Origin of the sequence: Blastococcus deserti, from assembly GCF_042682525.1 — a bacterium.
Lineage (GTDB): Bacteria > Actinomycetota > Actinomycetes > Mycobacteriales > Geodermatophilaceae > Blastococcus_B > Blastococcus_B deserti.
The window spans coordinates 37,950-51,084 of sequence record NZ_JBHUHP010000007.1 but is presented as its reverse complement, the minus strand read 5'-3'; the positions used below and the strand labels follow the sequence as shown (position 1 = coordinate 51,084).

General features: G+C 72.8%; 12 protein-coding genes. 10 read left to right on the top strand and 2 right to left on the bottom strand.

Features of this window, described 5'->3' with window-relative positions:
• Nucleotides 1–14: 14 nt before the first annotated feature.
• Together ACFSHS_RS06990 and nicT are read right to left on the bottom strand one after the other, a co-directional pair.
• The gene (locus ACFSHS_RS06990; RefSeq protein WP_376873488.1) at nucleotides 15–461 is read right to left on the bottom strand and encodes an SRPBCC family protein; all 447 of its coding nucleotides are present in this window, start codon (nucleotides 459–461) and stop codon (nucleotides 15–17) included.
• A gap of 105 nt (nucleotides 462–566) precedes the next feature.
• Nucleotides 567–1,688: a Nickel transporter NicT gene (gene nicT / locus ACFSHS_RS06985; protein ID WP_376873486.1), complete on the bottom strand. Its 1,122-nt coding sequence runs from the start codon at nucleotides 1,686–1,688 to the stop codon at nucleotides 567–569.
• Between the two features lie 260 nt (nucleotides 1,689–1,948).
• Here nicT and ACFSHS_RS06980 point away from each other — a divergent pair, with 260 nt between their 5' ends.
• The 10 genes from ACFSHS_RS06980 to rpsP all read left to right on the top strand — a co-directional run bounded on the left by ACFSHS_RS06980 (nucleotide 1,949) and on the right by rpsP (nucleotide 13,134).
• Complete coding sequence (locus tag ACFSHS_RS06980; protein WP_376873484.1) at nucleotides 1,949–3,313, top strand: ammonium transporter; 1,365 nt, start codon at nucleotides 1,949–1,951, stop codon at nucleotides 3,311–3,313.
• Nucleotides 3,310–3,648 carry a P-II family nitrogen regulator gene (locus tag ACFSHS_RS06975; RefSeq protein ID WP_026856120.1) on the top strand — a complete coding sequence of 113 codons (339 nt, stop codon included), beginning with the start codon at nucleotides 3,310–3,312 and terminating at the stop codon, nucleotides 3,646–3,648. Before ACFSHS_RS06980 ends, ACFSHS_RS06975 begins: the two co-directional genes overlap by 4 nt.
• A 96-nt stretch (nucleotides 3,649–3,744) precedes the next feature.
• Nucleotides 3,745–6,189 carry a [protein-PII] uridylyltransferase gene (locus tag ACFSHS_RS06970; RefSeq protein WP_376873481.1) on the top strand — a complete coding sequence of 815 codons (2,445 nt, stop codon included), beginning with the start codon at nucleotides 3,745–3,747 and terminating at the stop codon, nucleotides 6,187–6,189.
• Nucleotides 6,190–6,203: 14 nt separating this feature from the next.
• Nucleotides 6,204–6,395 (top strand): hypothetical protein, encoded by a 192-nt coding sequence (locus ACFSHS_RS06965; protein WP_376873479.1) that lies wholly within the window; start codon nucleotides 6,204–6,206, stop codon nucleotides 6,393–6,395.
• Nucleotides 6,396–6,460: 65 nt separating this feature from the next.
• Nucleotides 6,461–8,053, top strand: a complete 1,593-nt coding sequence (gene ffh, locus ACFSHS_RS06960; protein ID WP_376873477.1) for a signal recognition particle protein — start codon at nucleotides 6,461–6,463, stop codon at nucleotides 8,051–8,053.
• Nucleotides 8,050–9,147, top strand: coding sequence for an amidohydrolase family protein (locus ACFSHS_RS06955; protein ID WP_376873475.1), 1,098 nt, complete (start codon nucleotides 8,050–8,052; stop codon nucleotides 9,145–9,147). The genes ffh and ACFSHS_RS06955 overlap by 4 nt, the downstream gene beginning before the upstream one ends.
• A gap of 126 nt (nucleotides 9,148–9,273) precedes the next feature.
• A complete protein-coding gene (locus ACFSHS_RS06950; protein WP_376873473.1) occupies nucleotides 9,274–9,978 on the top strand; it encodes a hypothetical protein in 705 nt (234 codons plus the stop codon).
• Nucleotides 9,978–10,385 (top strand): hypothetical protein, encoded by a 408-nt coding sequence (locus tag ACFSHS_RS06945; protein ID WP_376873471.1) that lies wholly within the window; start codon nucleotides 9,978–9,980, stop codon nucleotides 10,383–10,385. The genes ACFSHS_RS06950 and ACFSHS_RS06945 overlap by 1 nt, the downstream gene beginning before the upstream one ends.
• A 130-nt stretch (nucleotides 10,386–10,515) precedes the next feature.
• Nucleotides 10,516–12,264, top strand: a complete 1,749-nt coding sequence (locus ACFSHS_RS06940) for a proline--tRNA ligase (RefSeq protein ID WP_376873469.1) — start codon at nucleotides 10,516–10,518, stop codon at nucleotides 12,262–12,264.
• 396 nt (nucleotides 12,265–12,660) lie between these two features.
• A complete protein-coding gene (gene rpsP / locus ACFSHS_RS06935; protein WP_376873467.1) occupies nucleotides 12,661–13,134 on the top strand; it encodes a 30S ribosomal protein S16 in 474 nt (157 codons plus the stop codon).
• Nucleotide 13,135: the final 1 nt, after the last annotated feature.

Genomic DNA, 13,135 nt, shown 5'->3' with positions numbered 1-13,135 from the left:
ACACGGGCAAGGCGCTAGGCCAGCCGGTCGGCCGCAGCCTTGGTCCAGGCGTTCAGGTCGCGCCGCAACGACCAGGCGAGAACCGGTCGCAGCACCGGGAGCAGCGAGCGCACCAAGAGGTTCTGCGGCTCGACGTCCCAGCGCCACGTGACCTTCGTGCCTCCCGCCGTGGGCTCGAAGGTGCCGTAGAACCTGCCGCCCAGCGGGGACTCGAGTGTCTTGTTCACGTGTTGCCTGGGGCGGTCGAACACCTCGTAGTCCGAGACCCAGCTGATGCGCGGAAGAGGGCCGATCCTCTGCACCATCCGGTAACGGGGCGTCCCGTCGGCGCGGATCTCGAAGTCCTCGAGGGTCACGGAGCTGGCCAGGTACGTGGCGGTCCGCTGCGGGTCCTCCCAGAAGAAGTCCCACGTCTTCTCCGGGCTCAGCGGCACCATGGCCGAGGCCTCCACCGACTGCATGCTCCCTACCGTGCACCTACTCGATGAGGAGCGTCCAGGGCCTCCGGAACCGTCGCACTGCTCGCCCTGGGTGGCCGCTCAGGGCGTACGTTGCCGGACGCCGTTCTAGCTCTCGGCCGGGGCGGTCCAGCGCTCCTCGATGCGGCCGAACCGCCACACGGCCAGGGCCACCGCCCAGGTGACCACGAACAGCCCGACGACGGCGAACCCGACGTGCTCGAGGTCCAGCGAGGCCGCCCAGACGAGGGGCCCGGTCTCGATGCCCAGCCGCTCGACGATCAGGCCGGCCAGGACCAGGACGCCGATGACCAGGGCGACGGTGACCGACAGCAGCGTCACGGTCAGGTTGTAGAAGACCTTGCGGATGGGCTTGAGGAACGCCCAGCCGTAGGCGCGCGACATGAGCACGCCGTCCGCGGTGTCGAACAGGCTCATCCCGGCCGCGAAGAGGACCGGCAGGACCAGGATCGCGTACCAGGGCAGGACGAACGCGGCGGAGCCGGCGGCGAGCACGAGCAGCGCCACCTGGGTGGCGGTGTCGAAGCCGAGCCCCATGAGCAGGCCCACCGGGTAGAGGTGCCACGGCTTGCTGACCCGCCGGGTCACGCGGCCGAGGAGCCGCGCCAGGAAGCCGCGGTTGTGCAGGTGCCGCTCGAGCTCGGCCTCGTCGAACTCCCCGGTGCGCAACCGCCGGAAGACCCGCGTGATGCCCACCGCGGCCACCAGGTTCATCAGACCGATGAGCACCAGGAAGGTCCCGGCGACCAGGGTGCCGATCAGGCCGAGCGTCTGGCCGACGTCGGAGTTCTCGTCCTGCACCACACCGGCGACCGAGCGGACCCCCAGCACCAGCAGCAGGCTGGCGACGAAGACGACCGAGGAGTGCCCGAGGGAGAACCAGAAGCCGGTGCTCACCGACGGCCTGCCCTCGCCGACGAGCTTGCGCGTGGTGTTGTCGATCGAGGCGATGTGGTCGGCGTCGAAGGCGTGCCGGACGCCGAGCATGTACGCGGTCAGACCCACGCCGACGCCGAGCACGCCGGTGCTGCCCAGCTGGTAGTCGCGGGGGGCGACGGCGAACACCAGCACGCCCCACCCGACGACGTGCAGGAGCAGGACGAAGCCGGCCATGCCGCCGATCGAGCGCCGGTCCCGCGGGGAGAGCCGGCCGGTCGAGGCGGCGCGGTGCGGCAGGAACGTCTGGTCCACGGTCATCCCTCGGCTCACGGGCGCAGACATTACTGCGAACTGTTCGCAACAAGCGCCCCGGGCGCCCGCCGGGCGGAACAGCCGCCATCAGCCGGTCCCCGCGCAACACGGGTGGAACACGGGGACCGGACACCCGGCGCGTTGTTCACCGATCCGAAACGCGACGACGACCGCGGCAGAAACACGCCGACGGCACGGTGAACGCCACGTCGCCGCTCACCCGAGCGTCGGAGTCCACCGAACGGCCGCAGGGCCGACGAACCACTCAGGAGGTTGCCGTGGTCAACACCGGCGACACCGCCTGGATCCTCACCAGCGCGGCGCTCGTGCTGCTGATGACCCCAGGCCTCGCGCTCTTCTACGGCGGCATGGTCCGCGCGAAGAGCGTGCTGAACATGATGATGATGAGCTTCGGCGCGCTGGCCCTGATCAGCGTCCTGTGGGTCGTCTACGGCTACTCGGTCGCCTTCGGGAACGACGTCGGCCTCGGCCTGCTGGGGAACCCGGGTGAGTTCCTCGGTCTCCAGGGCCTGATGGCCGACGCCACCAGCGAGGAGGGTGGGCTGCCGGCGATGGCCTTCGTCGGCTTCCAGGCCGTCTTCGCCATCATCACCGTCGCCCTGATCTCCGGAGCCATCGCCGACCGCGCCAAGTTCGGCTCGTGGATGGTCTTCGCCGGTGTCTGGGCCACGATCGTCTACTTCCCCGTCGCGCACTGGGTCTTCGACTTCGACACCGACGCCGGCCACGTGGGTGGCTGGATCGCCAACGACCTGGCGGCCATCGACTTCGCCGGTGGGACCGCCGTGCACATCAACGCCGGTGCCGCCGGGCTCGCCCTGGCCCTGGTCCTCGGCAAGCGCCGCGGCTTCGGCCGGGAGGCGATGCGCCCGCACAACCTGCCGCTGGTCATGATCGGCGCCGGGCTGCTCTGGTTCGGCTGGTTCGGCTTCAACGCCGGCTCCGCCCTGGCGGCGAACAACACCGCCGCGGTGGCGTGGGTGAACACCCTGGTGGCCACAGCGGCGGCGACGCTGGCGTGGCTGCTCGTGGAGAAGGTGCGTGACGGCCACTCCACGTCGCTGGGTGCCGCCTCCGGAGTTGTCGCCGGTCTGGTCGCCATCACCCCGGCCTGTTCCTCGGTGTCGCCGATCGGCGCGATCGTCGTCGGTGCGGTCGCCGGTGCGCTGTGCGCGCTGGCCGTGGGCCTGAAGTACCGGTTCGGGTACGACGACTCCCTCGACGTCGTCGGTGTCCACCTCGTCGGCGGTCTGGTCGGCACGATCCTCATCGGCTTCCTCGCCACGGCGCATGCCCCGGCGGGTGTGGACGGACTCTTCTACGGTGGTGGCGTCGACCAGCTGTGGCGTCAGGTCGTCGGGGCGCTGGCCGTCCTGCTCTTCTCCTTCGTCGTGACCCTCGTCATCGGCACGCTCATCCAGAAGACGATCGGCTTCCGGATCACCGAGGATGAGGAGGTCACCGGCATCGACAACGTCGTGCACGCGGAGTCGGGCTACGACTTCGCCTCGCTCAGCAGCAGCGGCTCCACCGCACCACTGGCCGGTCAGGCGCGTGCCGCATCGACCGAGGGCCCTTTCCCCAGTGACAAGGCCCGGAACACCGAGAGGACCCTGGCATGAAGCTCGTCACCGCCATCGTCAAGCCGTTCAAGCTCGACGACGTCAAGAACGCCCTCGAGCTGATCGGCATCGCCGGGCTCACCGTCAGCGAGGTCCAGGGCTTCGGCCGGCAGCGGGGCCACACCGAGGTCTACCGCGGGGCCGAGTACCAGGTCGACTTCGTGCCCAAGGTCCGCATCGAGGTCGTCGTCAGCGAGCTCGACGCCGCCCGCGTGGTGGACGCCGTCGTCGAGGCCGCGTCCACCGGGCAGATCGGGGACGGCAAGGTGTGGGTCACCACGATCGACGAGATCGTCCGCGTCCGCACCGGTGAGCGCGGCGACGATGCGCTCTAGTGCCGGCGCGCGCTGAGTTCCTGCGCTGACCACCGCGTCGGCCGGGGTGGCGGACCACCCGTCACCCCGGCTGACGCCGTTTCCGGAGGGGGATCCTTGCTCGACCTCGAGGCGCTGCCGGGCCTGAGCCGCGACCAGCGCGTGCGGACCCTCGACGCCTGGCTGGGCGGGCTGCTCGCCGACGCGGTGGCCGGCACGCCGCCGCCCCGCCCGCGCCGGGGCGGCCCCCTTCCGCGGACCGGCACGGACGGCGTCGCCCTGGTGGCCGTCGGCAGCCTGGGGCGCCGGGAGCCGCCGCCCCACGGGGACCTCGACCTCGTGCTCCTCCACGAGGGCCGGCCGGAGATCGCGGCCGTCGCCGACGCGCTCTGGTACCCCATCTGGGACGCCGGCGTCCGCCTGGACCACTCGGTGCGGTCGATCGGCGAGGCGGTCACCGTGGCGTCGACGGACGTCAAGGCCGGTCTCGGCCTGCTCGACGCCCGGCTCGTGGCCGGCGACGCCGACCTCGCCGCGCGGCTGCGCACCGCCACCCTGGCCAGCTGGCGGCAGGCGGCGTCCAAGCTCCTGCCACAGCTGCGCGACCTCCGCCGCCAGCGGGCGCGGCACGTGGGTGAGCTCGCCTTCCTCCTCGAGCCGGACCTCAAGGAGGCCTATGGCGGACTCCGGGAAGGGCAGGTCCTGCGCGCGGTCGCCGCCGCCCAGCTCGGCGACGAGCCGGGCGCCGAACTGGAAGCCGCCTACTCCCTCCTGCTCGACGTGCGGGACGAACTGCGCCGGCGCACCGGCCGGCCCAGCGACGTCCTCGTGCGCCAGGAGCAGCGCCCGGTGGCGGTGGCCCTGGGCCTGGCCGACGAGGACGCGCTGCTGCGCGAGGTGAGCCTCGCGGGGCGGCGGCTGGCGTTCGTGGTCGACGAGACGTGGCGCCGCGTCGAGGCCGCCCTCGTCCGCCGTCCCCGCGGCCGCTACCGCCGGGTGCGCCGGGAGCCGCTGGCGGAGGGCGTCGTGCGTCAGGGCGACGAGGTGGTCCTGGCACAGGGCGCCAAGCCCTCCGCCGATCCCGGGCTCCTGCTGCGGGCGGCGGCCGCCGCCGCCCGGGTGGACCTGCTCCTCTCGCCGTACACGCTCAAGGTGCTGGCGGTGCACAGCCCGCCGGTGCCCGAGCCGTGGCCGGCGGAGGTCCGCTGGTCCTTCCTGCGCCTGCTGGCCAGCGGGCGCGCCGCCGTCCCGGTTCTCGAGCAGCTCGACCAGGAGGGGCTGCTCGCCCGGCTGCTGCCGGAGTGGGACCGGGTCCGGTCCCTGCCGCAACGCCACCCCTGGCACCGGTTCACCGTGGACCGGCACCTGGTCGAGGCCGCCGCGGCGGCCGCGGAGCTCACCCGCGACGTCGACCGCCCCGATCTGCTCCTCGTGGCCGCGCTGCTGCACGACATCGGCAAGGGCTGGCCGGGCGACCACAGCGAGGTCGGCGAGCCGATCGCGGCCGCCATCGCGGTCCGGATGGGCTTCGCCCCGCCCGACGTGGCGACGGTGGCCACGCTGGTGCGCCACCACCTGCTGCTGCCGGCGACCGCCACCCGGCGCGACATCGACGACCCGGCGACCGTCGACCGCGTCGCGGCGACGATCGGGCACGACCCCGCCGTCCTCCAGCTGCTGCACGCCCTGGCCCAGGCCGACGGCGCGGCCACCAGCGCGTCGGCGTGGTCGCCGTGGAAGGCCCACCTGGTCGCCGCGCTGGTGGCCCGCGTGCAGGGCAAGCTGGACGGCGGGCCGGTGCCCGAGCCGGAGCCTCTCCTGCATCCCACCGGCGCGCAGGTGATCGCCCCGCTGCCGGACGGCCGCGACGCCACGGGGGCGGTGACGGTGGGGATCGCGGACGTCGCCGACGGGCAGCAGGTCACCATCCGCGCTCCCGACCGGCCCGGGCTGCTGAGCACGTGCGCCGGCGTCCTGGCCCTCAACCAGCTCGACGTGCGTGCGGCGAAGATGTCGGTGGCGGAGGGCTACGCGACGGGCGTGTTCGCCGTGCGCCCGCGGTTCGGCCGCGCCCCGGTGCCCGAGATCCTCGCCGACGAGGTGCGGGCCGCGCTGCAGGGCACCCTGCCGCTGGCCGCCCGTCTGCGGCAGCGCGAGGCCGACTACCGCCAGGACGGCGTCCGGACGGCGGTCCCGCGGATCTCCTGGCACGACGGGGAGGTGAGCGGTGCGGCGACCGGCATCGTCGAGGTGCGCGCCCCCGACCGGGCCGGGCTGCTGTACCGGCTCACCGCAGCGATCGCGGAGGAGGGGCTGGACGTGACCTCGGCCCGCATCGAGACCCTGGGCGCGGACGCGGTCGACTGCTTCTACGTCTGCAGCCCCTCCGGCTCGGCCGTCGAGCCCGAGCACCGCCGGCGGGTGGACGCCGCCCTGGTGGCCGCCACCCTCGGCACGGGTGCGCCGGTCGAGTCGCGCACGGCCGACACGCCGGGTCAGCTCCCGAGTTCTGTCAGTAGGGCGTGCGACGGTCAGGACGACGGGACGGAACGGTCCCCCTGACGAGAGGAGCCCACATGGACAGCCGGATGTGGCCCTGCCCCCCGTGCGGGGAAGTCACCGAGTTCGTGCAGCCCCCGTGCCTCGACGGGCACACCGACGACGGCGGCGAGTGCCCCGAGTGGGCGTGCGTGCACTGCGGCGCGGCCGTGGTCATGGGTGAGCTGTCGGTGGTGGCCGACGTCGTGCGGGCCCGCATCGCCGCCTAGGTCCTCGATACCCTGGGGTCAGGTGGCGCGGCCGACCCTGCGCCCGTGACTTCTGAGGACGTGCTGTGTTCGAGACCCTCTCCGACCGCCTGGACAAGGTCTTCGCCGGCCTGCGTGGCAAGGGCCGGCTCACCGACGCCGACATCGACGCCACCGCGCGCGAGATCCGCATCGCGCTGCTGGAGGCCGACGTCGCGCTGCCCGTGGTGCGGGCGTTCATCAACTCGATCAAGGAGCGCGCCCGCGGGGCGGAGGTCTCCGGTGCGCTGAACCCGGCGCAGCAGGTCATCAAGATCGTCAACGAGGAGCTCATCGCCATCCTCGGGGGCGAGACCCGCCGGATCCGGCTGGCCAAGCAGTCGCCCACGGTCATCATGCTCGCCGGTCTGCAGGGCTCCGGTAAGACCACGCTCGCCGGCAAGCTGGGCCGCTGGCTCAAGGAGCAGGGGCACACCCCGCTGCTCGTGGCCGCCGACCTGCAGCGCCCCAACGCCGTGAACCAGCTCTCGATCGTCGCCGGGCAGGCGGGCGTCGACGTCTTCGCGCCGGAGCCGGGCAACGGCATCGGTGACCCGATCCGCGTCGCCGCGGACTCCATCGAGCACGCCCGCCGCACGATGCACGACGTCGTCGTGGTGGACACCGCCGGCCGGCTGGGCATCGACGCCGAGATGATGGCGCAGGCGGCCGGCATCCGTGACGCCGTGCAGCCCGACGAGACGCTGTTCGTGGTCGACGCGATGATCGGTCAGGACGCCGTCACCACCGCCGAGGCCTTCCGCGACGGGGTCGGCTTCTCCGGTGTCGTGCTGACCAAGCTCGACGGCGACGCCCGCGGCGGCGCCGCCCTGTCGGTGCGGTACGTGACCGGCCAGCCGATCATGTTCGCCTCCACCGGCGAGAAGCTCACCGACTTCGACGTCTTCCACCCCGAGCGGATGGCCTCGCGCATCCTCGGCATGGGCGACGTGCTGACCCTCATCGAGCAGGCCGAGAAGACCTTCGACGCCGAGCAGGCCGAGCGGATGGCCGGCAAGCTCGCCTCCCGGGAGGGCTTCACCCTCGAGGACTTCCTCGAGCAGATGCTCGCCATCCGCAAGATGGGGCCGATCGCCAACCTGCTGGGCATGCTCCCGGGGGCTGGGGCGATGAAGGAGCAGCTCAAGCAGGTCGACGACCGCGACCTCGACCGCACTGCGGCGATCATCCGCTCGATGACGCCCGAGGAGCGGGTGAACTCCAAGATCATCAACGCCTCGCGACGGGTCCGCATCGCCAACGGCTCGGGCGTCAGCGTCACCGACGTCAACCAGCTGCTCGAACGGTTCGCCCAGGCGCAGAAGATGATGAGCCAGATGGCGGGCAGCATGGGTCTGCCGGGCATGGGCCCCATGTCGAAGAAGCAGCGCGGGCGGCAGATGCAGGCTGCGTCGGCGAAGGGGTCGAAGAAGGGCAAGAAGGGCAAGGGGAAGGCCGGCGCCAACAAGGGGACCGCCCCGGCCCGGCGGCCGATGGGCGCTCCGGCCCTTCCCCCGGGCGCCGGGTTCCCCGGCGGCGGGCTGCCGGGCGGGATGCCCGGCTTCCCGCCCGGGCAGGGCCTGCCCGACCTCACGAAGCTGAACTTCGACCAGCTCAAGGACGACCGGCCGGGCCGGTGACCGCGCCGATGCCGGAGCGGCCCCTGCACCTGTCGGGTGTGGTGCTGCCCGAGGGGGAGCACCGCGACGTCTGGGTGCGCGGAGGGAGGTTCACCTTCGAGCCGGTGCCCCGGGCCGAGACGGTCAGCCGCGGCGGGTGGCTAGTGCCCGGACTGGTCGACGCGCACTGCCACGTCGGCATCGGTCTCGGCGGCGTGCACGTCGAGGACATCGACGGTCTCCGGGAACAGGCGCTCGCCGATCGGGCCGCCGGGGTGCTGGCGCTGCGCGACTGCGGCTCACCGGTCGACACGCGCGCCCTCGACGACGAGCCCGACCTGCCGCGGATCGTCCGCGCGGGCCGGCACATCGCCCGCACCCGGCGCTACATCCCGGGTCTGGGCATCGAGCTGGAGCCGGAGGACCTGCCCGCGGAGGTGCGCGTGCAGGCCGGCCGCGGCGACGGCTGGGTGAAGCTGGTGGGCGACTGGATCGACCGAGGTGTCGGCGACCTGGCCCCCGAGTGGCCGCGGGACGTGCTGGAGGACGCGATCGCCGCCGCCCACGAGGAGGGCGCCCGCGTGACCGCCCACACCTTCGGGACCGACGCGCTGCCCGACCTGATCGCCGCCGGTATCGACTGCATCGAGCACGGCACCGGCCTGACCGAGGACCTGATCGGCGAGATGGCACGGCGGGGGACGGCCGTCGTGCCGACGCTGGTCAACGTCGAGAACTTCCCCGACTTCGCGGCGGCGGGGGAGCAGAAGTTCCCCTCGTACGCCAGCACGATGCGGCGGCTGTACGCCGGCTCCGGCGCCGTCGTCCGGGCCGCCTTCGAGGCCGGGGTGCCCGTCTTCGCCGGCACCGACGCCGGCGGGGGCATCGAGCACGGGCGCATCGCCGACGAGATCCGGGCGCTGCACGACGCCGGCATCCCCGCCGACGCGGCGCTGGCCGCGGGCTCGTGGTCGGCCCGGTCGTGGCTGGGCCTGCCGTGCATCGAGGAGGGTGCCCCCGCCGACGTCGTCGTGTACGACGCCGATCCCCGTGCGGATCTGGACGTACTGCGGCGGCCGCAGCGGATGGTCCTGCGCGGGCTCGTCGTGGCCTGAGGAGCCCGCCCCGCGCCCGGCACCGGGGGCCCTGCCACAGCGGCCTCCATAGCGGTCATTTCTCGCGCACCTCTGAGCGCCCGTTCCGCCTCTTCCGGCGTCTCGTCGGACCCGCCACGTTGCCGCATGTCGGTCGGTCTTCCGGTGCCCGCCGGGGCCAGCGACCCGGACGTCGTCGCGGACGGGACCGTCGTCTACAGCGGCGGGGATCGGGCCTCGACGGACGTCGCGGTGCAGCCGCTGGTGGACGGCAGCATCCGGGCGACCGTCGCCCTCGAGGACGACAGCGCTCCGGCCAGCTACAGCTTTCCGCTCACCCTGCCCGAGGACGTCGTCGCCGTCCCCGCCGAGGACGGCGGCGTCGATTTCGTCAAGACGGACACGCCCACCGAGGGCACGGTGCAGGAACTGACGCTGGGTCACGTCGACCCGGCGTGGGCGGTGGACGGGAACGGTCAGCCAGTGCCCAGCTCCTACGAGCTGGTCGACGGCGCCCTGGTCCAGCACATCGAGCTCGACGAGGCCACGGCATTCCCGGTGGTCGCGGACCCGCGCTGGACGTGGGGGTGGACGACCGGCACGGTGTACTTCAACAAGTACGAGACCCAGGGCGTGGCCGGTGGAGCCATCTCGCTGGTGGGCGTCTTCTCGTTCGCGCCTCCGCCGTTCAACGTCGTCGCCCTCTGGTACACGGGCAACATCATCGGGTGGGCGTCGTCGGCGATGTGGCAGCGCAAGTGCCTCAAGGTGCAGTACGGGTTCACCTGGAGCTGGAAGGGCGCGACGCCGGGTGTGACGCCGGGCCACTACACGGGGGGATACTGCCGCTGATGACCAGTCAGAGACTGCTGGCGACCTCGGTATGGCTGCTGACGGCGGGCATCGTCGTCAGCGTCGAGGTCGTCCTGGCCCGCGTCCTCGTCGGCGACGAGTCCCCCTGGTGGCACTTCATCGTCGCGTCGGCCGTCGTCGCCCTGCTGACCGCCGGGTACATGCGATGGCTCGCGCCGCGCATGCACCGGGACGACCGGCCACGGTGGCGGCTGACACCGGGGGAGGCCGCGCCGCTCCTGCCCTACACACTGGGAGTGTCCCTGGTGAGCGCGGGAGTGGCATCCAGCACCTACTGGCCGGACTGGGTGGGCGCGGCCATCGGGGCCCTGGCCTTGACGGCGCTCTCCTGGTACGGCCTGGAGCGCTGGGAAGAGCGGCGCAGGCCCAGTTCTCTGACGGCGTGAGTGCCGGTGGGGGACGGAGGTCCTGCCTCCATCCCCCACCGGTGACGCGCTCCCCCGCTCCATCCGCTCACACCCGTCGCGTCACGGGGTCCTCGGGCATCGACTCCGCCCCGCCTGGGAGACTTTCCCCGTGCTGTTGCGGATGTCCTCCCTGTTCCTGCGCACCCTGCGCGACGACCCGGCCGACGCCGAGGTCCCCAGCCACCGGCTGCTCGTGCGCGCCGGCTACATCCGCCGGGCCGCGCCCGGCGGGTTCACCTGGCTGCCGCTGGGCTTCCGCGTCTTCCGCAACGTGGAGCGGATCGTCCGCGAGGAGATGGACGCGATGGGCGCGCAGGAGGTGCACTTCCCCGCGCTGCTGCCGCGCGAGCCCTACGAGGCGACCGGCCGCTGGACCGAGTACGGCGACAACCTCTTCCGGCTCAAGGACCGCCGCGGCGTCGACCACCTGCTCGGCCCCACGCACGAGGAGATGTTCACGCTCCTGGTGAAGGACCTGTACTCGTCCTACAAGGACCTGCCGCTCTCGCTCTACCAGATCCAGACCAAGTTCCGGGACGAGGCGCGGCCCCGGGCCGGGCTGCTGCGCGGTCGCGAGTTCACGATGAAGGACAGTTACTCCTTCGACGTCGACGACGCCGGCCTGGACAAGTCCTACGCCGCCCACCGCGACGCCTACATCCGGATCTTCGACCGGCTGGGGCTGGAGTACGCCATCGTCTCGGCGATGTCGGGGGCCATGGGCGGCTCCAAGAGCGAGGAGTTCCTCCACCCCACGCCGATCGGCGAGGACACCTTCGTCCGCTCACCCGGCGGCTACGCGGCCAACGTCGAGGCCGTGACCACCGTCGTCCCCGACGCGATACCGCTGGAGGGCCTGCCCGAGGCCCACGTCGAGGACACCCCGGACACCCCGACCATCGAGACGCTCGTCGCCGTCGCGCAGGAGATGTTCCCCGACGCCGGGTACACCGCCGCGTCGACGCTGAAGAACGTCGTCGTGCTGCTCGTGCACCCCGACGGCACCCGCGAGCCCCTGGTCATCGGCATCCCCGGCGACCGGGAGGTCGACCTCAAGCGCCTGGAGGCGCAGGTCTCGCCCGCCGAGGTCGAGCCGTTCGCCGAGTTCGACAAGCACCCGGCCCTGGTCAAGGGCTACATCGGCCCGCAGGTGCTCGGTGCCGGCAGCGACTCGGGGATCCGCTACCTGGTCGACCCGCGCGTCGTGCCCGGCACCCGGTGGATCACCGGCGCCAACGAGCCCGGCAAGCACGTGTTCGACCTGGTCGCGGGGCGCGACTTCACCTGGGACGGCGTCGTCGAAGCCGCCGAGGTGCTGCCCGGCGACCCCGCTCCCGACGGCTCCGGTCCGCTGGAGCTGGCCCGCGGCGTCGAGATCGGGCACATCTTCCAGCTCGGCCGCAAGTACGCCGCCGCGCTGGGTCTCGAGGTGCTCGACGAGAACGGCAAGCTCGTCACGGTCACGATGGGGTCCTACGGCATCGGCGTCTCCCGCGCGGTGGCCGCCATCGCCGAGTCCACCCACGACGAGCTCGGCCTGTGCTGGCCGCGGGAGGTGGCCCCCGCCGACGTGCACGTCGTCGCCACCGGCAAGGACGCCGCCGTGTTCGAGGCCGCCGAGGCGCTGTCCCGGGAGCTCGTCGCCGCCGGCCTCACGGTCCTCTACGACGACCGGCCCAAGGTCTCCCCGGGGGTGAAGTTCAAGGACGCCGAGCTGCTCGGGATGCCGACGATCGTGACGGTGGGCCGGGGGCTCGCCGAGGGCGTGATCGAGCTGCGCGACCGGGCGACCGGCGACCGCGTGGAGGTGCCGGTCGCCGACGCCGCGGCCCGGGTGCTGGCCGTCGTCCGGGGCTGAGGGCAGGCCCTCGTCCCGGGCCGCTCCCGGGGAGGATCGGGTCCTTCGACTCGTGGCCGTCCGCGTCCCCGGGGTGGGCCGCCCGGTGGGCGGCGCCGCCGGCGAACGGGTCCTGGTCGGGATGCACGACCGGAACGTCTGCGCGCCCAGCCGGGTCAGCCGCCGCCCCCAGCTCCGCTCCCCGGCGGGGGAGAACGGTCACCCGGAGCTCGGTGTGGCGCAGGGGACTCATCCTGGCCACGGCGCTCCTCCCGCGATCTGGCATCATGGTCGGTCGAACACGGCGGTGGCGGCCCTCTCACCGTTGCCGGCCGTGTCCATCGCTCCGCCCCGGCGTACCCCCACACGTCGCTCCGGCGAGCAACCACACAGCGTTCGAGGAGTACACCACCCACCGTGGCCACCAAGATCAAGCTCATGCGCCTGGGCAAGATGCGCGCGCCGTACTACCGCATCGTCGTCGCCGACGCCCGGACCAAGCGTGACGGCCGCTCGATCGAGACGATCGGCAAGTACCACCCGAAGGAGGAGCCCTCCTTCATCGAGGTCGACTCCGAGCGGGCGCAGTACTGGCTCGGTGTCGGCGCGCAGCCGACCGAGGCCGTCGCCGCCATCTTCCGGGTGACCGGCGACTGGCAGAAGTTCAAGGGCGAGCCCGCCCCGGCGCCGATGAAGGTCGCCGAGCCCAAGCCGGACAAGAAGGCCCTCTACGAGGCCGCCGTCCGCGCGGGCATGGACGAGCCGACCACCGAGGCGACCACCGCCAAGAAGAAGGCCGCCAAGAAGGCCGGCGTCGAGGACACCGACCCGGGCGCCGCGCCCGTCGCCGGTACCGAGTCCGGCGGCTCGGCCGAGACGCCCGCCGAGTAAG